Source organism: Streptomyces sp. NPDC004031 (assembly GCF_053604375.1).
Window position 1 is genome coordinate 1 of the sequence record NZ_JBSGHL010000080.1, and the last position, 17,170, is coordinate 17,170.

At 74.2% G+C, this 17,170-nt stretch carries 15 protein-coding genes; 6 read left to right on the forward strand and 9 right to left on the reverse strand.

Annotation, left to right across the window (positions count from 1 at the left end; genetic code table 11):
• Positions 1-118: 118 nt before the first annotated feature.
• The 3 genes from ACWERV_RS33535 to ACWERV_RS33545 all read right to left on the reverse strand — a co-directional run bounded on the left by ACWERV_RS33535 (position 119) and on the right by ACWERV_RS33545 (position 2,666).
• On the reverse strand, positions 119-982 hold the full coding sequence (locus tag ACWERV_RS33535; protein ID WP_452940395.1) for a DMT family transporter: 864 nt from the start codon (positions 980-982) through the stop codon (positions 119-121).
• A 181-nt stretch (positions 983-1,163) separates the two neighbouring features.
• On the reverse strand, positions 1,164-2,126 hold the full coding sequence (locus tag ACWERV_RS33540) for an SDR family NAD(P)-dependent oxidoreductase (protein WP_452940353.1): 963 nt from the start codon (positions 2,124-2,126) through the stop codon (positions 1,164-1,166).
• A gap of 75 nt (positions 2,127-2,201) precedes the next feature.
• Positions 2,202-2,666, reverse strand: coding sequence for a hypothetical protein (locus tag ACWERV_RS33545; RefSeq protein WP_452940354.1), 465 nt, complete (start codon positions 2,664-2,666; stop codon positions 2,202-2,204).
• 158 nt (positions 2,667-2,824) lie between these two features.
• Between ACWERV_RS33545 and ACWERV_RS33550 the strand changes: the two genes are divergently transcribed.
• From ACWERV_RS33550 to ACWERV_RS33560, 3 genes are read left to right on the forward strand one after another with little or no spacing between them, the layout of a single operon-like run.
• Positions 2,825-4,501 carry an FAD-dependent oxidoreductase gene (locus tag ACWERV_RS33550; RefSeq protein ID WP_452940355.1) on the forward strand — a complete coding sequence of 559 codons (1,677 nt, stop codon included), beginning with the start codon at positions 2,825-2,827 and terminating at the stop codon, positions 4,499-4,501.
• On the forward strand, positions 4,498-5,943 hold the full coding sequence (locus ACWERV_RS33555) for an ATP-binding protein (protein WP_452940356.1): 1,446 nt from the start codon (positions 4,498-4,500) through the stop codon (positions 5,941-5,943). Before ACWERV_RS33550 ends, ACWERV_RS33555 begins: the two co-directional genes overlap by 4 nt.
• Entirely contained in the window at positions 5,940-6,296 is a 357-nt protein-coding gene (locus ACWERV_RS33560) for a UBP-type zinc finger domain-containing protein (RefSeq protein WP_452940358.1), read from the forward strand. The genes ACWERV_RS33555 and ACWERV_RS33560 overlap by 4 nt, the downstream gene beginning before the upstream one ends.
• Before the next feature lie 77 nt (positions 6,297-6,373).
• On the opposite strand, the gene ACWERV_RS33565 is transcribed toward ACWERV_RS33560, so the two are convergent.
• The 3 genes from ACWERV_RS33565 to ACWERV_RS33575 are packed head-to-tail and all read right to left on the reverse strand — an operon-like array spanning position 6,374 to position 9,674.
• A complete protein-coding gene (locus ACWERV_RS33565) occupies positions 6,374-7,150 on the reverse strand; it encodes an ABC transporter permease (protein WP_452940360.1) in 777 nt (258 codons plus the stop codon).
• A complete protein-coding gene (locus ACWERV_RS33570; RefSeq protein WP_452940361.1) occupies positions 7,147-8,757 on the reverse strand; it encodes an ABC transporter permease subunit in 1,611 nt (536 codons plus the stop codon). The genes ACWERV_RS33565 and ACWERV_RS33570 overlap by 4 nt, the downstream gene beginning before the upstream one ends.
• The gene (locus ACWERV_RS33575; RefSeq protein ID WP_452940363.1) at positions 8,754-9,674 is read right to left on the reverse strand and encodes an ABC transporter ATP-binding protein; all 921 of its coding nucleotides are present in this window, start codon (positions 9,672-9,674) and stop codon (positions 8,754-8,756) included. The genes ACWERV_RS33570 and ACWERV_RS33575 overlap by 4 nt, the downstream gene beginning before the upstream one ends.
• A gap of 168 nt (positions 9,675-9,842) precedes the next feature.
• On the opposite strand from ACWERV_RS33575, the gene ACWERV_RS33580 reads away from it, so the two are divergent.
• Together ACWERV_RS33580 and ACWERV_RS33585 are read left to right on the forward strand one after the other, a co-directional pair.
• Positions 9,843-11,054 (forward strand): sensor histidine kinase, encoded by a 1,212-nt coding sequence (locus ACWERV_RS33580; RefSeq protein WP_452940364.1) that lies wholly within the window; start codon positions 9,843-9,845, stop codon positions 11,052-11,054.
• Complete coding sequence (locus ACWERV_RS33585) at positions 11,051-11,770, forward strand: response regulator (protein WP_452940366.1); 720 nt, start codon at positions 11,051-11,053, stop codon at positions 11,768-11,770. The genes ACWERV_RS33580 and ACWERV_RS33585 overlap by 4 nt, the downstream gene beginning before the upstream one ends.
• 10 nt (positions 11,771-11,780) lie before the next feature.
• Here the strand turns inward: ACWERV_RS33585 and ACWERV_RS33590 are convergent, their stop codons facing one another.
• The 3 genes from ACWERV_RS33590 to ACWERV_RS33600 form a co-directional block, all read right to left on the reverse strand.
• Positions 11,781-13,097 (reverse strand): chloride channel protein, encoded by a 1,317-nt coding sequence (locus tag ACWERV_RS33590; protein ID WP_452940368.1) that lies wholly within the window; start codon positions 13,095-13,097, stop codon positions 11,781-11,783.
• A 347-nt stretch (positions 13,098-13,444) separates the two neighbouring features.
• Positions 13,445-14,641: a PP2C family protein-serine/threonine phosphatase gene (locus ACWERV_RS33595; RefSeq protein ID WP_452940370.1), complete on the reverse strand. Its 1,197-nt coding sequence runs from the start codon at positions 14,639-14,641 to the stop codon at positions 13,445-13,447.
• 60 nt (positions 14,642-14,701) lie between these two features.
• Positions 14,702-15,724, reverse strand: coding sequence for a LacI family DNA-binding transcriptional regulator (locus tag ACWERV_RS33600; protein WP_452940372.1), 1,023 nt, complete (start codon positions 15,722-15,724; stop codon positions 14,702-14,704).
• A gap of 142 nt (positions 15,725-15,866) precedes the next feature.
• On the opposite strand from ACWERV_RS33600, the gene ACWERV_RS33605 reads away from it, so the two are divergent.
• Complete coding sequence (locus ACWERV_RS33605; protein WP_452940374.1) at positions 15,867-17,165, forward strand: ABC transporter substrate-binding protein; 1,299 nt, start codon at positions 15,867-15,869, stop codon at positions 17,163-17,165.
• The last annotated feature ends 5 nt before the right edge of the window (positions 17,166-17,170 follow it).

Below are 17,170 nucleotides of genomic sequence, written 5' to 3' on the forward strand. Positions count from 1 at the left end.
GAGCGCGTCACCCTTGACCACCGTGCACCTCCGCCCGCGAGACTAGCAAAGCGCAGCCGTCTGACCAGCGCCCCTGCGGGTCACACTGTGGTGACAGCCGCCCGCGGGCCACCGGCCGTCAGGTGTTCAGCTCCCCCGTCAGCGGGACCGCCCGGGACAGGTGCAGGGTCCCGGCGGTGACCAGCGCGACCCCGGCCAGCTCGGGCAGGATCCACCAGCCGGTGCGGATGTGCTCGGCGTAGACCAGGATCCCCAGCAGCAGGCTCACGGTCGCGTCGCCGAGCGTCAGCGCGGGCTGCGAGGCCGCGATGGACCCGGCCTGCAGCGCGTTCTCCAGCAGGAAGACCGCGGCCACCCCGCACACCGCGAAGCCGTAGGTCTGCCACGACGTCAGGAAGGCGCCGAATCCGTCGTCGGAGAAGGCGTTGGCCGCCGACTTCATGAGCGCGGCCGTCAGCGCGTTGCCGACCGCGGCGGCCGAGCCGAGCAGCGCGGCCCGCGCCGCGCCGGAGCGCCGGTGCCGCGCGGCCGCGACAGCGCAGGCCATCGCCGCCAGGCACAGCGCCAGGGCCGGGATCCAGCGGGCCATCGACGCCTGCGGGCGCCCGCCGTCCGGCGCGGCGCTCGCGAGCGCGATCACGAGCCCGGCGACCATGCAGGCCACCGAGATCCACCCGGCCCGGGGCAGTGTGCGGTTCAGCACGGGCAGCGCGATCAGCAGGGCGAAGGGCAGCTCCAGGATGAAGACCGGCTGCGCGAGCGCGAGCGGGCCCGCGACCAGGGCGAGCGCCTGGAAGAGCGCGGCCCCGACCACGCCGCCGATGCCCAGCAGCCACACGGGCTGCCGCACCAGGTCCATCATCAGCCGCGGTTTGAGCGCGTCCCCGGCCGGGACCGCCAGCGCGGCCTTGCGCTGGAAGACCGTCCCGGTGGCGTTGCTGGCCGCCCCGATGAGCGCGAAGAGCACGCAGAGCACCAGCAGGTCGGCCTCCGGTGGCGTCGGGGGCCCGGCGCGGGGGCACCGCCCGGGAGCGCCCGCGGCGGGCGCGGACGTCTGTCGGCCCCAGCATCCAGCGCGCGGGCGCCCGCCGCCGCCACCGGCCGGGCCGACGGGCGGGTCCTTCACCCGTTCGGCGCGGCCGGGGCGGGCCGGGCGGGACGCGTCAGGCGGCGAAGGCGTCCACGCCGGTCAGCTCGGCGGACAGCGCCCACAGCCGGGCGGCCTGCTCGGGATCGACGGCGTAGTCGCGGACACCGGAGCGCGGGCCGCCCCCGGTGGCGGGCACGGCGATGTCGCAGTCCTCCAGGTAGACCCCGCCGAGGCCGTCGAGCTGGGGCGACGTGGCCGCCCACACCTGGGTGGCCGCGCCCTCCTGGGGGGACTTGAACATGCCCGGGTTGAGCACCTTGCCGTCCTCGTCGATCCAGCCGCGCTCGATCATCTCGGACTTCTCCAGGTGGCGCTGGAGCGGGGTGAGGATGCCGCCGGGGTGCAGGGCGAAGGCGCGCACACCGCGGTCGCGGGCCAGCGCGTCGAGCTGCACGGCGAAGAGCACGTTGGCGGTCTTGGCCTGCCCGTAGGCCTCCCACTTGTCGTACCCCTGCTCGAACCAGAGGTCGTCCCAGCGGATCGGCGAGTTGTGGTGGCCGCCCGAGGAGACCGCGACGACCCGGCCGCGGGCCCGCTCGATGGCCGGCCACAGCAGGTTGACCAGGGCGAAGTGGCCGAGGTGGTTGGTGGCGAACTGCGCCTCCCAGCCGGGGCCGACCCGGGTCTCCGGGCAGGCCATGACGGCGGCGCTGTCGATGACGATGTCGAGGTCGCGGCCGGTGGCCAGGAAGCGGTCCGCGAAGGCGCGGACGCTGTCGAGGTCGGCGAGGTCCAGCTCGTCGATCTCCACGCCCGGCAGGCCGGAGAGCGCCTCGCGGGCGGTCTCCGGGCGGCGCGCGGGCACCAGGACGTTCGCACCGGCCTTGACGAGCGAACGGGTGGTCTCCAGGCCGATACCGGAGTAGCCGCCGGTGACCAGGGCGAGCTTGCCGGTCAGGTCGATGCCCTCCAGGACCTCGTCCGCGGTGCTGTGGGCGCCGAAGCCCGAGCCGATCGGTTTCTGCGGTGTAGTCATGCCGTCGAGGCTAGGAGCTGGAGTGCGCTATAGCGCAAGCCCGGCGGTCCGGCGCGGCGCGCGGACCCGTACGGCTCAGCAGTCCGGCCGGAAGGCGCCGACGGTCACCTGGCCGGGGCCTTCCATGCCGGGCACCACGGCCCGCGAGACCGTCAGGCGCCAGCCGCCCCGGTACAGGGAGGTGTTGACGATGCTGCCGTCGCCGACGGTGGCCGACGGCTCCGAGCGCCGCCAGCCGGCCCGGCCCAGCGCTGCCAGCAGCCGGTCCGTCTGCTCGGCCGAGGCCGGCAGCGGCCGGTGGTCGTCGAGGAGGCATTCCGGCGGCGGCACGTGCCGGCTCCAGGACTCGGCGAACATGACGACGAGCCGCACCGTCTCGTCGTCGTGGATGTCCGCCCGGCCGAGCGCGGTGCCGATCTCCGCCCGCACCTCGTCCTTGGTCAGCGGCGGCCCGCCGCTCAGCGCGCTCGCGCCGTCCGCCGCCGTGACCGCGGCGCACAGCACCGCCACCGCGGCTGCTGCCGCGCTCCCCACCCGCATCGCGTCCCCCAGACGTCAGGCGGAGAAGATTACGCGCTCCGCGATCACCGCGCATGCCGGAAGGCCACGCACTGCGGGGGGCCGATGATCACACTAGGCTGAACGGCGGACCCGCGCGGAGGAAAACGCGCAGGCCGCGGACGGGGACGGGGATGCCCATGACAACAGCGGAGAGCACACGCCGATCCGTACTGCTGACCGTCGACGACGATCCGGGGGTCTCCCGGGCGGTCGCCCGTGACCTCCGGCGGCGCTACGGCGAGCGCTACCGGGTGGTGCGCGCCGAGTCCGGCGACTCGGCGCTCGACGCGCTGCGGCAGATGAAGCTGCGCGGCGACCTCGTCGCGGTCATCCTCGCGGACTACCGCATGCCGCACATGAACGGCATCGAGTTCCTCGAACAGGCCATGGACGTCTACCCCGGCGCCCGGCGGATCCTGCTCACCGCCTACGCCGACACGGGCGCGGCGATCGACGCGATCAACGTCGTCGACCTGGACCACTACCTGCTCAAGCCGTGGGACCCGCCGGAGGAGAAGCTCTACCCGGTGGTCGACGACCTGCTGGAGAGCTGGCTGACCTCCGACCACCGCCCGGTGCCGGAGACCAAGGTGATCGGCCACCGCTGGTCGGCGCGCTCCTCCGGGGTGCGCGAGTTCCTGGCCCGCAACCAGATCCCGTACCGCTGGTACCAGTCCGACCAGGCCGAGGGGCGGCGGCTGCTGGACGCCGCGGGGCACGACGGCATGCGGCTGCCGCTGGTCATCGCCCCGGGCGGCGACGTGCTGGTCGAGCCCTCGGACCAGGACCTCGCCTCGCAGGTGGGGCTCGCGACGACGCCCGCCGAGGAGTTCTACGACCTGGTGGTGATCGGCGCCGGGCCCGCGGGCCTGGGCGCGGCGGTCTACGGGGCGTCGGAGGGCCTGAACACGGTGCTGGTGGAGCGCACCGCGACCGGCGGGCAGGCCGGGCAGAGCGCCAGGATCGAGAACTACCTGGGCTTCCCCGACGGTGTCTCCGGCGCCCAGCTCACCGACCGGGCCCGCCGCCAGGCGACCCGCTTCGGGGCCGAGCTGCTGACCGCGTGCGAGGTCACCGGCCTGGAGGTGAGCGGGCCGACGCGCACGGTGCGGTTCGCCGACGGCTCCGCGGTCTCCGCGCAGAGCGTCATCCTCACCACCGGGGTGGCCTACCGGATGCTGGACGTGCCCGGCGTCGCCGACCTGACCGGCCGCGGGGTCTACTACGGCTCGGCGCTGACCGAGGCCGCGGGCTGCGAGGACCAGGACGTCTACATCGTCGGCGGCGCGAACTCCGCGGGACAGGCCGCCGTCTACCTCTCGCGCGGTGCGAAGTCGGTGACACTGCTGGTGCGCGGGCCCTCGCTGGAGGCGTCCATGTCGCACTACCTGATCCAGCAGATCGCCGCGATCCCCACCATCTCGGTGCGCACCGGCACCGTGGTGGAGGCCGCGCACGGCGAGGACCACCTGGAGGGCCTGACGCTGCGCGACACCGCGAGCGGCGGTACGGACATGGTCGACGCCCAGCGGTTGTTCGTCTTCATCGGCGCGGCGCCGCGCACGGACTGGCTGGACGGCATCGTCCGCCGGGACGGCCACGGCTTCGTGCTGACCGGCCCGGACCTCGCCGCCGAGGGCGAACGCCCGGCCGGGTGGGAGCCGGACCGGCCCCCGTACCACCTGGAGACCAGCGTGCCGGGGGTCTTCGCGGCGGGCGACGTCCGGGCGGAGTCCGCCAAGCGCGTCGCGTCCGCGGTCGGCGAGGGCGCGATGGCCGTCATGCTCGTACACCGCTACCTGGAGGGGCTGTGACCTCGACGCTGCCGTGCAACCCGGAGGAGCTGCGCTCGCTCTTCCTCTTCGAGCACCTGTCGGACGAGCAGCTGGACCGGCTGTGCGCGTCGGGCCGTATCGAATCCGTCGGGCCCGGCCCGGTCTACGCCGAGGGCGACCCGGCCACGTGCTTCTACGTGCTGCTGGAGGGCACGGTGGTGACCTCGCGGCGGGTCGGCACGGACGACGTGGAGGTCAACCGCACGTCGATGCGCGGTGTCTACGCGGGCGCCTTCCAGGCCTACCTGGGCGACCGGGTGCCGCAGCTCTACACCAACTCGCTGCGGGTGACCCAGCCGTCCCGCTTCTTCGTGCTGGCCGCCGACGAGTTCGCGGGCATCGTCCGCGAGTGGTTCCCGATGGCGGTGCACCTGCTGGAGGGGCTGTTCTTCGGCAACCAGACCTTCCAGCAGGTCGTCAGCCAGCGCGAGCGGCTGCTCGCGCTGGGCTCGCTGTCGGCCGGTCTGACGCACGAGCTGAACAACCCGGCCGCCGCCGCGCTGCGCGCCACCTCCGCGCTGCGCGACCGGGTGGCCGGGATGCGCAGCAAGCTGAAGGTCCTGGCCGGCGGCCCCTACCGGCAGTCCGACCTGGAGACGCTGATCCAGGTGCAGGAGCGGGCCGTCGAGCGGATCGCCAAGGCCCAGGAGCTGAGCCCGCTGGAGACCTCCGACCAGGAGGACGCGGTCGCCGACTGGCTGGACGCGCACGGCATCCGCGGCGGCTGGGACCTCGCCCCGGTCTTCGTCCAGGCCGGGCTCGACGAGGAGTGGCTGGAGCAGGTCGCGGCGGCGGTGGACGCCGAGCTGCTGGAGAGCGCGGTGCGGTGGCTCAACTACACCGTCGAGACCGAGCTGCTCATGAACGAGATCGAGGACTCCACGACCCGGGTGTCGGGGCTGGTCAACGCCGCCCGGCAGTATTCGCAGCTGGACCGGGCGCCCTTCCAGGTGGTCGACATCCACGAGCTGCTGGACAGCACGCTCCAGATGCTCGCCGGGAAGATCGGGCCCGAGGTGCGGGTGGTCCGGGAGTTCGACCACTCGCTGCCGCGGATCCCCGCCTACCCCGGTGAGCTCAACCAGGTCTGGACGAACCTGATCGACAACGCGGTCTCCGCGATGGACGGCTCGGGCACGCTCACCGTGCGCACCTCGCGCGACCACGGCAGGCTGGTGGTGGACTTCCTGGACACCGGTCCGGGGGTCCCGGCGGAGATCCGGCAGCGGATCTTCGAGCCGTTCTTCACGACCAAGCCGGTGGGCCAGGGCACCGGGCTCGGGCTCGACATCTCCTGGCGGATCGTGGTCAACAAGCACCACGGTGACCTGGACGTCGAGTCGGAACCGGGCAACACCCGCTTCCGGGTCCGGCTGCCGCTCACCGCCCAGTCCCCCGACGCCGAGGAGGCCGCCTCATGACCACCCCACCCACCCCGGGCATCGACCCGTCGGTCCCGCCGAGCGGCGACGGCTGCGCGGAATGCGACCAGGCCGGCGGCTGGTGGCTGCACCTGCGCAGGTGCGCGTCCTGCGGCCACGTCGGCTGCTGCGACAGCTCCCCGGCGCAGCACGCGAGCGCGCACGCGGCGGCCACGGGCCACGACGTCATCCGCTCGTACGAGCCGGGCGAGGACTGGTTCTGGAACTACCGCACCGAGAGCTACGTCGAGGACGGCCCCGACCTGGCCCCGCCCCGGAGCCACCCCACCGCCCAGCCCACCCCCGGCCCCGCCGGGCGCGTCCCGGAAGGCTGGCGCTCGCAGCTGCACTGAGGCCTTCCCCGGCGGTACGGGTGCCGCGCCCGGCGGACGGGCCCCGCGGGGAACAGCTCGGCAAGCGGGGCCGCCGGTCAGGCGTCGCGTCCCTTGAGGGACACCGCCCCGGCGGCCAGCCCCGCCGCGGCCCAGGCCGCGAGGACGCCGAGCCCGGCGTAGGGGCCGATCGGGTCCCGGGCTCCGGAGAGCGTGGACTGGACCGCGAGCCCGGCCGTCATCGGCCCCACCCGCTGGAGCCGCTCGTACCACACCGGGTCCGACACCACGGACGCGATGATCGGGAAGAGGTAGAGCAGCCCGAGCACGGCGCCCACCGCGGCCGCGGAGTCGCGTACCGCGGTGGCCACGCCCAGCGCGAGCAGGGCGACCAGCACCAGGTACGCGACCGACCCGGCGGCGGCCCTGAGCACCGGGCCGTGCGCGGCCGAGAAGCCGGTGAAGCCGTGTCCGGGCAGGATGAGCAGGGCCGCGAGCAGCGAGCCGCCCACGGCGACGGTCCCGGCGGCGAGCACGATGCCGCCGAGCACCGCCGCCTTCGCCGTGAGGACCGTGCCCCGGCGCGGCACCGCCGCCAGGGTCACCCGGATCATCCCGGTGCCGTACTCCGCTCCGATGAGCAGCACCGCGAGCACCGCGACCCCGGCCTGGCCGGCCTGCACGCCGGCCAGGCCGACCTTCGCCGGGTCCTGCCCGCACACCGCGCCGGGCGCGGCCCCGCAGTGCACCGCCGCCGTGCTCGCCACGCCCACGGCCACCGTGCCGACCGCGACCGCGGCCGCCAGCCACAGCAGGCCCGGCAGCGTACGGACCTTCGTCCACTCGGCGCGCACCGCCTGCGAGAGCGCGCTCACGCGTCCCTCCGCCGCAGCCGTACGGCGGCGAGGCCGGCCGCGACGGCGGCGTAACCGCACAGCACGGCGAATCCGGCCCACGGGGCGAGCGGGAAGTACCCGTCACCGGGCGAGTAGTCCGCGGTGACCTGCGCGTACTGGTGGGCGCTCTGCTGGACGGCGAAGGCCGCGGCCGGGGTGACGCGGGTGAGCCAGCGGGACGGGCCGGTGGGCAGCATCCCGGAGACCGCGAGGATGTAGGGCACCACGATGGCGACCACGACCGCGGTGACCGCGCCCGCGCTGCGCCGCAGCAGCGTGCCGACGGCGAGCGCCAGGACGCCGGTGACGGCGAAGAGCCCCGCGGTGCCGAGGACGATCCGCAGCTCGGTCCCGGCCGACAGGTGGTGGAGGGCGAAGTGCTTGTGCTTCTCGACCGCCCCGACGAGCGGCACCGCCACCAGCGCGGCGACCAGCCCGGTGACGAAGCACAGCCCGCCGACGACGGCGGCCTTGGCCGCGAGCACCCGGCCGCGCCGGGGCGCGGCGGCGAAGGTGGTGCGGATCAGCCCGCGGCGGTATTCGGCGGTGACCGACATCGCGGCCACGACCGTCACCACGACGAGCCCGGCGAAGGCACCGATGAGGCTGTCCTCGACGGACTTGCCGGGTTCGTCGCGTCCGTGCACCAGCGGGGCCACGTCCCCGCTGCCGGTGAGCGTGTAGGTGCCGCCGGACTGCCGGTAGCCCAGGTCGGGGTCCTTGTCGGGACCGCCGCCGACGCCGACGGTGTCGTCGGTCCACGCGCCGGTCCGGTCACCGCCCGCGGCGCCCCGCACGGTGACCGAGTCGAAGGAGGCGGTCGCGGTACTGGGGCCGCCGTCCACCGAACTGCCGTTCAGCGAGCGGCTGGTGACGACGTACTCGGGCGAGGTGGTGAAGAGCCCGATCTGCACGGTGGCCGGGAGCCCGGCCGGGCGGGCCGTGCCGATCCGCGTCCAGTGGATGCCGTCGGTGGAGTCGTAGCCGGTGAGGGTGCCGCCGCTGCGGGTCAGCCGCAGCCACCGCGGGGAGTCCGCGGTGACCTTGCCGGGCAGGCCCGCCGTGTCGTGGGTGAAGTCGTACTGCATGCGCACGCCGTGCGCGCCGGTGAGCGCGACGGCCGCGTACGCCGAGCCCGGCTTCGTACCGTCCTTGACGATGACCCCGGCCTTGGCCCAGGGCTGCACGCCCGAGGCCAGCCCACCGCCGCCGCTTCCCGGTCCGGCGTGGCCCTCGGGCGCGTACTGGCCGGTGAGCGAGGTGATCCGGGCGGTGACCGAGCCGTCGCCGGTCAGCGGGCGGTGCACGAAGGTCAGGGCGTCGCGGACCTCGACACCGCCGGGGCCGGTGAGCGCGGTGTGGTCGCACGCGCCGCCGTCGGGGCCGTTGCAGACGATGCTGCTGCCCGCCGCGCCGAGCAGGCCCACGGCGACGGTGACGACGGCGGCGGTGACGAGACCGGCGACCCAGCCGCGTACCGTGCGGAATTTGGTGAACTCCGCGTGCAGCAGCCGCAGGAAGCCGTCCCGGCCGGGCGCCTGCGGGGAGCGGTACGGGGTGGTGGTCGCGGGCGCGGGGGCGGTCACAGCGCACCTCCGGACCGGAACTCCACGGCGTCGCGGGTCAGTTCCATGTACGCCTCCTCCAGCGTGGCACGGTGCGCGCTCACTTCGGAGAAGGGCAGACCGGCCCGTCCGAGCAGCGCGGTGACCTGCTCGGCGGCCAGACCGGCGACGGTGAGCGTGTCGCCGCCGGTGGCCGCGACGGTGGCGCCGGCCTGCGCGAGCAGGGTCATGGCGCGGACGCGTTCGGTGGTGCGCAGCCCGACCCGGTCGCCGGAGGCCGCCGCGATCAGTTCGGCGACCCCGGTGTCGGCTATGACCCGGCCGCGGCCGACGACCACCAGGTGGTGGGCGGTGTCCTGGAGTTCGCTCATCAGATGGCTGGACACCAGCACCGCACGGCCCTCGGCAGCGAGCGCGCGCAGCAGGCCGCGCATCCACACGATGCCTTCGGGGTCCATGCCGTTGAAGGGCTCGTCCATGACGAGCACCGGCGGATCGCCGAGCAGCGCGGCGGCGATGCCGAGGCGCTGGCGCATGCCCAGCGAGAAGCCTCCGGCCTTGCGGCGGGCCACCTGTTCCAGGCCCGCCAGGGCGATGACCTCGTCGACGCGGCGCGCGGGCAGACCTTGCGAGTGCGCGAGCCACAGCAGGTGCCCGCGGGCGCTGCGGCTGGGCTGGAGCGCGCCCGCGTCGAGCAGCGATCCGACGTGGGCGAGGGGGTTGCGCAGCTCGCGGTAGGGGCGGCCGGCGACCAGGGCGGTGCCGGAGTCGGCGGCGTCCAGGCCGAGGACCACGCGCATGGTGGTGGACTTGCCCGCGCCGTTGGGCCCGACGAAGCCGGTGATCCGCCCGGGGGCGACGGTGAACGTCATCCCGTCCAGTGCCGGTGCCGCCCCGAACCGCTTGTGCAGTTCGCGGACTTCGATGGTTGCTTCCATGACGGACGAGGCTAGGCAGCCGCGGGCCGCGGCGCGTCACGCGGCGGAGCGGTCCTCGGCGTACCGTCGCGGTGGTACGCCGGACGGGTGGTGTCCCCCCTGAGTTGTACGGCGGAGTCCCTGGCCAGGAGGACGCGCCGGGTGCGGACTTGCGGGGAGAATGCCGGTGTGAGGCCGAAAAACACCACGTGGGTCGGGGAGTTCGCGGCGTCGCCACGGGCTCCGGCGGTCCTGGCGGCGCTGCTCGCCACTGCCGCGGTCGCGGAGGCGGCGGTGCGGGTCGCGGTGACGGGCGGTCACGGGCGCTCCCCGGCGTTCGCGCTGCTGGTGGTGGCGCTGCTGGCGCTCGCGACGACGGTGCCGCCGGTGTTCCTGTCCGCGCCGCCCGCCGCTGTCGTGGCGGCGGCCGCCGCGGTGCTGTCCCTCACCGCGTTCGGCACCTTCACGGCCGCCGGGGCGGTGACGGTGCCGCTCGCCCTGCACCGGCTCGCCGCGGGGGCGCAGGCCGGGGGCGGCGCCCGGGTGGGCCTCGCGGTGGGGCTGGCGGTGCTCCTGCCGGTGGTCGCGCTGTGCGACCCGCGGCTCGCGGGGGAGGCGCGGGTGCTGGCGCTGCTGGCCGCGTCCGCCGCGCCGGGCGCCGCGTGGGCCGGGGCCGCACGGGCGGCACGCGCCGAGGCCAGGGTGCACAGCGCAGCCCGACAGGTCACCGCGCGCAGCCTGCTGGAGCACACCGCGCGCGGCGAACGGGCCCGAATAGCCCGGGAGCTGCACGACGTGGTGGCGCACCACATCTCGATGATCGCGGTCCAGGCCGAGACCGCGCGGCTGACCACGCCCGGGATGCCGCCCGCGGGCGCGCAGCGGCTGTCGGACATCGGCGACACCGCGCGCGCCGGGCTGACCGAGATGCGCCGGCTGCTCGGGGTGCTGCGGCAGGACGCCGAGGTGGACACCGCCGAGCGCCGTCCGCAGCCGGGCCTCCAGCAGCTCACCGAGCTGGTCGACGAGGCCCGGGGCGCCTCGGGCGCCGGTGTGCGGCTCATCGTGTCCGGCCCGGCGGCGGCGCTGGACCCGGGGGTGGAGCTGGCGGCCTTCCGTATCGTCCAGGAGGCGCTCACCAACGTGCGCCGGCACGCCCGGGGCGCCGCGGTGGACGTGGAACTGCACTACGGGGAGGACGCGTTGCGGCTGCGGGTGCGCGACAACGGGCCGGGGCCGCGGCCCGCGCCGGGCGGCGCCGAGGAGCCGGGCGGGCACGGCCTGCCCGGGATGCGGGAGCGCGCGGCCGCGGCGGGCGGCACGCTGAGCTGCGGGCGGGCGCCGGGCGGCGGCTTCGTGGTGGAGGCCTCGCTGCCGGTGGCCGCGGAGGTGCTGCGGTGAGCGCCGCTCCCCCGCCGCCGGTGCGGGTCCTCGTCGCGGACGACCACCAGGTGGTGCGGACGGGCTTCGCGGCGCTGCTGGACACCCAGCGGGACTTCACCGTCGTCGGCACCGCGTGCGACGGGGCCGAGGCGGTGGCCGCGTGCGCGGAGCTGGCGCCCGACGTCGTGCTGATGGACATCCGGATGCCGGTGCTCGACGGCATCGAGGCGACCCGGCGGCTGACGGCCGTGGAGGGCGCCGCGCCGCGGGTGCTCGTGCTGACGACGTTCGACCTGGACGCGTATGTGTACGACGCGCTGTGCGCCGGGGCGAGCGGCTTCCTGCTCAAGGACGTCACGGCGGAGCGCCTCTTCGAGGCGGTGCGGGTCGTCGCGGCGGGCGAGGCGCTGCTCGCGCCGGGCGTGACGCGGCGGCTGATCGCCGAGTTCGCCCGGCTCCGCCCGGCCGCCGCGCCCGGCTCCCCCGACTCGCCCGGTTCTCCCGCCGCCCGGCCGTCCGCCGAGCTGGCCGCGCTCACCCCGCGCGAGACGCAGGTGCTGCGGCTGGTGGCGCAGGGCCTGTCCAACGCGGAGCTGGCCGCGCAGCTGACGGTCACGGAGGAGACCGTGAAGACGCATGTGAGCCGCATCCTGGCCAAGCTCGGGCTGCGCGACCGCACCCAGGCCGTCGTCATGGCGTACGAGACGGGGCTGGTCACGCCGTCGGGCCGGTGAGACCTCCCGCTCAGCCGGGGTCCGGCCCCGTCCCGGCCCCGGCCCCGGTGCCGGACCGGGTGCGGGCGCGGAAGGGCGGGACGGGCGGGCCCTCGGGGAGCAGTTCGATGATCACGAAGGCGGTCACGGCCGCCAGCACCACCACCGGCAGCGAGCCGGTGTGCCCCAGCAGCAGCGCCACCAGCACCACCGTGCTCACCGGCAGCCGCATCGCCGCCGCCGTCGCGGCGGCCATGCCCGCCGCCGTCGCGGGCACGACACCGAAGCCGGGCAGGGGCGCGAGCAGCACCCCGAAGGCCGCGCCGAGGAAGAGCGACGGGAAGATCGGCCCGCCGCGCAGGCTGCCGAGGCTGATCGCGTAACCGGCCGATTTGAAGACCAGCACCGCGACCAGCGCGCCCACCGACCACGCGTGCGGGTGCGCCGCCAGGTCCGGCAGCGTGGACTGCCCGGACAGCGCCACGTCGGTCGGCGACCGGCCGGTGATGCCGGTGTACGCCGCGGCGCAGCACCCCATGGCGAGCGCGGCCAGCAGCGTGTTGCGCAGCGGGTGGGCGACGACCAGGATCGCGGTGCGGCGCCCGGCGAGCATGACGTAGTGGATCACCACCGCGATGAGCGCGGCCATCAGCACCGACCACACCACGTCTCCGGCGTCCAGCAGCGGCGGCGCGGGCAGGCCGATCTCCAGGCTGCCGGTCTTCAGCCCGGTCCAGTGGCCGAAGCCGGTGAAGACGATCGCGCCGACACCGCTGGACAGCAGCGCGGGCAGCATGACGGCGAAGAGCCGGGGCCCGCCGACCCCGGCGACCTCCATCAGCATCACGGCGGCCACCAGCGGGTTGCCGAAGATCGCGGCGATGGCCGCGGCGGCGCCGGCCGCGCCGACCAGCGCGGTGCTCGCCTCCGTGGCGGGGGCGCGGGCCAGGTCGCGGAAGAGCAGCGCCAGGCCGCCGCCGAGCGCGATGAGCGGTGCCTCGGGCCCGAGCACGACGCCGAAGGGCAGACAGCACAGCGCGGCGAGCACGACGCCCGGCAGTGACGCCGGGGTGGAGCTGCCGGAGTGCAGGCCGGCCACCGGGACGTGCCCGCCGCGGCCGGGGAAGCGCAGCACCACCAGGGCGGTGCCCGCGCCCGCCACGACCGCCCCGGCCAGCGACCACCACCACGGGGCGCGGTCGTACCCGAGGTCGTGCGGCCACTGTGTCCAGATCAGGTGCTGGAGCTGGTGCAGCGCGGCCAGGAACCAGAAGGCGACGAGCGACACCGGGATGCCGATCACCCCGCTGAAGACCAGCGCCCGCCGGTACTGCGGCCGGCGCAGCATGTCCCGCAGCGCGTCGGCCTCCTTCGGCTGGCTGCCGGGGGCTCCCCCGGCCGGGGCGCCGGGGGCGGGGGCCGGGGCGGCCGGGGTCTGCTCGCTGATGGGTCGCCTCCTGGCTCGGCGCCCGCGGGCGCCCGGACCGTATACGAACGGGACGGACCGCGGGCACGGTTCGGACGGGCCGCGCGGCGGGGTGGGGCGCCCCCGCCCGGCGGTCAGCGCACACTAACCGCGGCTTCGCCGGCCACCGCCCGTGGCGCGCTGCGGCCCGGCCGAAAACCGCCCGGTGGGCGGCGGTACGCCTGTGCGGGGAGAAAAGCCGCGGGGCCGGGCGCGTGGTCCGCGGGACGTCACGCGGTCCGTTGCAGGGCCACCACCGCGACGTCGTCGCCGAGGCGGCTGCCGACGTGCCGGGCGAGGTCGGCGGTGAGGGCGTTGACCAGGTCGGCGGGGGCGAGGTCGCGCCAGTCGGCGAGCCGGTCGGCCAGCGGGTAGAAGGTGCCGTCGCAGTCCCTGGCCTCGATGACGCCGTCGGTGTAGAGCAGCAGCACGTCGCCGACCGCGAGGTCGTACGTGTCCAGGTGCTGGGTCTCCGGGGTGAGGTCGCCGAGGCCCAGCGGCACCGCGGGGTGCGCGGACTCCAGCGGCAGGACCTCGCCGTCGTGCAGCAGGATCGGCGGCGGGTGGCCGCAGTTCGCGATGCTGATGCGCTCCCCGCCCGGCGCGACGTCGACCATCACGGCGGTGACGAAGCGCTCCAGGACGCCTGCCGACGGGGCCGCGGCGGGCTCGGGCGCGGGCCCGAAGGGTGTCTGGGGGGTCGGGGGCGGCGGCGGCGCCGGGGGGAGTTCCGGGGCGTCGGTGAGGTCGGTGAGGTCGTCGCGCAGGCTCTCGTCGAGCGCGGCAGGCAGCGCCCGCAGCGGGGTGCGGTGCCGGGCGGTGCGGCGGAAGGCGGCCAGCAGCATGCCGGTGACCTCGACGGCGGCCATGCCCTTGCCCTGGACGTCGCCGACCATCACGCGGATACGGCCGCCGCCGAGGTCCGCGGCGGCGTAGAGGTCGCCGCCGATGGCCGCCTCGCGGTCGGCGGCGAGGTAGGTGGAGGCGATGGCGAGCGGGCCGAGCCGGGTCGGCAGCGGGCGCAGCAGAGCCCGCTGGGTGACGGCGGCGACCCATCTGACCTGCGCCAGCTCGCGTTCGCGGCGCTGCCGTACGGCCGCGGCCAGTACCGACGCGCCGCCGATGAGGGTGGTGGTGGCCATGACGATGGGGAAGTTCACCGCGTCGAGCTGGCCGTTGTTCCAGGCGGCGATCGCCAGGCACGGGAAGGTGGCGGCCACCAGCAGCAGCACGGCCCACGGGCCGAGGAAGACCGCCGACAGGGCGGGCACCCCCACCATGAGCCCGCCGATGCGGATCCGCGTCCCGCCCGAGACGTCGAGGACCAGCAGCAGCGCGAGCAGCAGCAGCGCCGCGACCAGCCGGGCCGTCGTCGAATAGGCGACCCTCGGCAGATGCGCGTCACCGGACGCACCGTTCAGGGTCATATGTTCAAAAATACCGCTGAAAGCCCCAGGTCATCCGCCCCCGGGCGGGTGACCTCGCGATCAGGCGGGCGGCGGGGCGGTGCTGCGCCGGATGACCAGGCTGGTGGCGAGCTCCATGCGGGTGGTGGAGGTGGTGCCGGGCGCCGCCCGCAGCCGCAGCATCATCCGGGAGGCCTCCTCGGCCATCCGCCGCAGCGGCTGGCGCACGGTGGTCAGGGCCGGGCGGGACCACTGGGCGACGGCGACGTCGTCGTAGCCGACCACCGAGAGGTCGGCGGGGGTGCGCAGTCCGTGCACGCCCGCCGCCTCCAGGACGCCGATGGCCTGCAGGTCGCTGCCGGCGAAGATCGCCGTGGGCCGGTCGGGGCGGCCCAGCATCCGCATCGCCTGCTCGTAGCCGCCCTCGACGTGGAAGTCACCGAAGGCGATGAGTTCGGGGTCGATGTCGAGACCCGCGGTCGTCATGGCCGAGCGGAAGCCGTCCAGCCGGGCGAGCGAGCACATCATGTCCTCGGGACCTGTGATTATCCCGACACGGCGGTGTCCGAGTTCGATCAGATGCCGGGTCGCGGCGAGGCCGCCGGACCAGTTCGCCGACCCCACCGAGGGCACGTCGGGCTCCGGGTCGCCGGCCGGATCGATGATCACAAAAGGGATCGAACGGCTCCTGAGCTGCTGCTTGAACTCGTGGGGCAGCGCGGAGAAGACCAGGATGACGCCCATCGGGCGGCGCCGCAGGACCCCCTCGATCCACTCGTTGTCCGGCGAGTGGCGGGTGCCGCTCTCGGTGAGCACCACGCTGCCGCCGATCTCCTTGGCGACCTTCTCGACGCCCAGGATCAGCTCCATGGCCCAGATGGCGTCCAGCTCGTGGAAGACGATCTCGATCAGGGGCGCCTCGGAGCCGCCGCGGGTCGTCCGGCGGTATCCGTGCAGCTCCAGGAGTCGTTCAACTTTCAACCTTGTCAGCGCCGAGACGTCCTGACGCCCGTTCAGCACTTTCGAAACTGTCGAGACGGAGACCCCGGCAGTTTCGGCGACCTGGGCGAGCGTGACCCGACTCTCGTCCACCTCTTCATCCATAAGAGCGCAGCGTACGACACATCTGCGCGTAACGCTTTGATAACCCGGAGCCCGAGGGTTGACCGTTTCGCAGCCGCACCTTAGCGTCACATCGCGCAGCAATTTTCGGCGAGGATGCCGAAACATTTCGAAAGGCTGGACGATGAAGAAGAGATGGCTTCCCCGTGCTGTGGCCGGCAGCGTGGTACTCGCCCTCGGGCTGACGCTGGCCGCGTGCGGCGGTGGCAGCTCCAGCAGCAACGGCTCTGGCAGCTTCACGGTGCTCGTCTACGGTGACGCGAGCAACAAGGTCGAGAAGCAGATCGTCGACACCTTCAACAAGACGTCGAAGGTCAAGGCGAAGCTTCAGACGATCCCTGGCGCGGACTACCAGACCAAGCTCCAGACGATCATCAACACCAAGCAGGCGCCGGACGTCTTCTTCAACTGGGGCGGCGGCAGCATCGCGCCCTTCGTCAAGGCCGGCCTCCTCCTGCCGCTCGACGACATGATCGCCAAGGACCCGGGCCTGAAGTCCAACTTCCTGCCCTCGGTCTTCAACGGCGCCGTGGTCGACGGCAAGTCCTACGGCATCCCGATGCGCGGCACCCAGCCGGTCATGCTGTTCAACAACAAGAAGGTCCTGGCCGACAACGGCCTGGCCGCGCCGAAGACCTGGGACGACCTGCTCAACGCGGTCAAGGTCCTCAAGGCCAAGCACATCACCCCGATCGCCCTCGGCGGCGGCGACCAGTGGCCGACGCTCATGTGGTACGAGTACATGTACGACCGCATGGCCGGCCCGAGCCTGTTCGACAAGGCCCTCGGCGGCGACAAGTCGGCCTGGGACTCCGCGGACAGCCGCGCGGCGCTGGGCAAGCTCAAGGAGCTCATCGACGCCGGTGCGTTCGGCACCAACTACGACTCGGTCAAGTACACCGACGGCGGCTCGGTCGCGCTCGTCGCGCAGGGCAAGGCCGGCTTCGAGCTCATGGGCTCGTGGTACTACTCGCAGCAGCAGCAGGACAACCCTGACTTCGCGAAGGCCGACCTGGGCTACAGCAGCTTCCCGACCGTCTCGGGCGGCAAGGGCGACCAGACCGACATCGTCGGCAACACGAACAACTACTACTCGGTCCTGAAGAAGACCAAGTACCCGGACGCCATCGCGCAGTTCCTGAAGCTGCAGTACAGCGACGAGTTCGTGAAGGCCCAGATGGCGATCGGCAACCTGCCGACCACCACCAACACGGCGAACTTCATCTCCACCGCCGCCTCCCCGGACTACTCGCAGTACCAGTACGACCTGGTGAAGGCCGCTCCGTCGTTCCAGCTCTCGTGGGACCAGGCCTACCCCCAGTCGGCCAGCAACGCGATGCACACCGCGGTGCAGCAGTTCTTCGACGGCAAGCTCGACGCCGACGGCTTCATCAAGGCCATGCAGGCCCTGCCCACGTCCTGAACCGG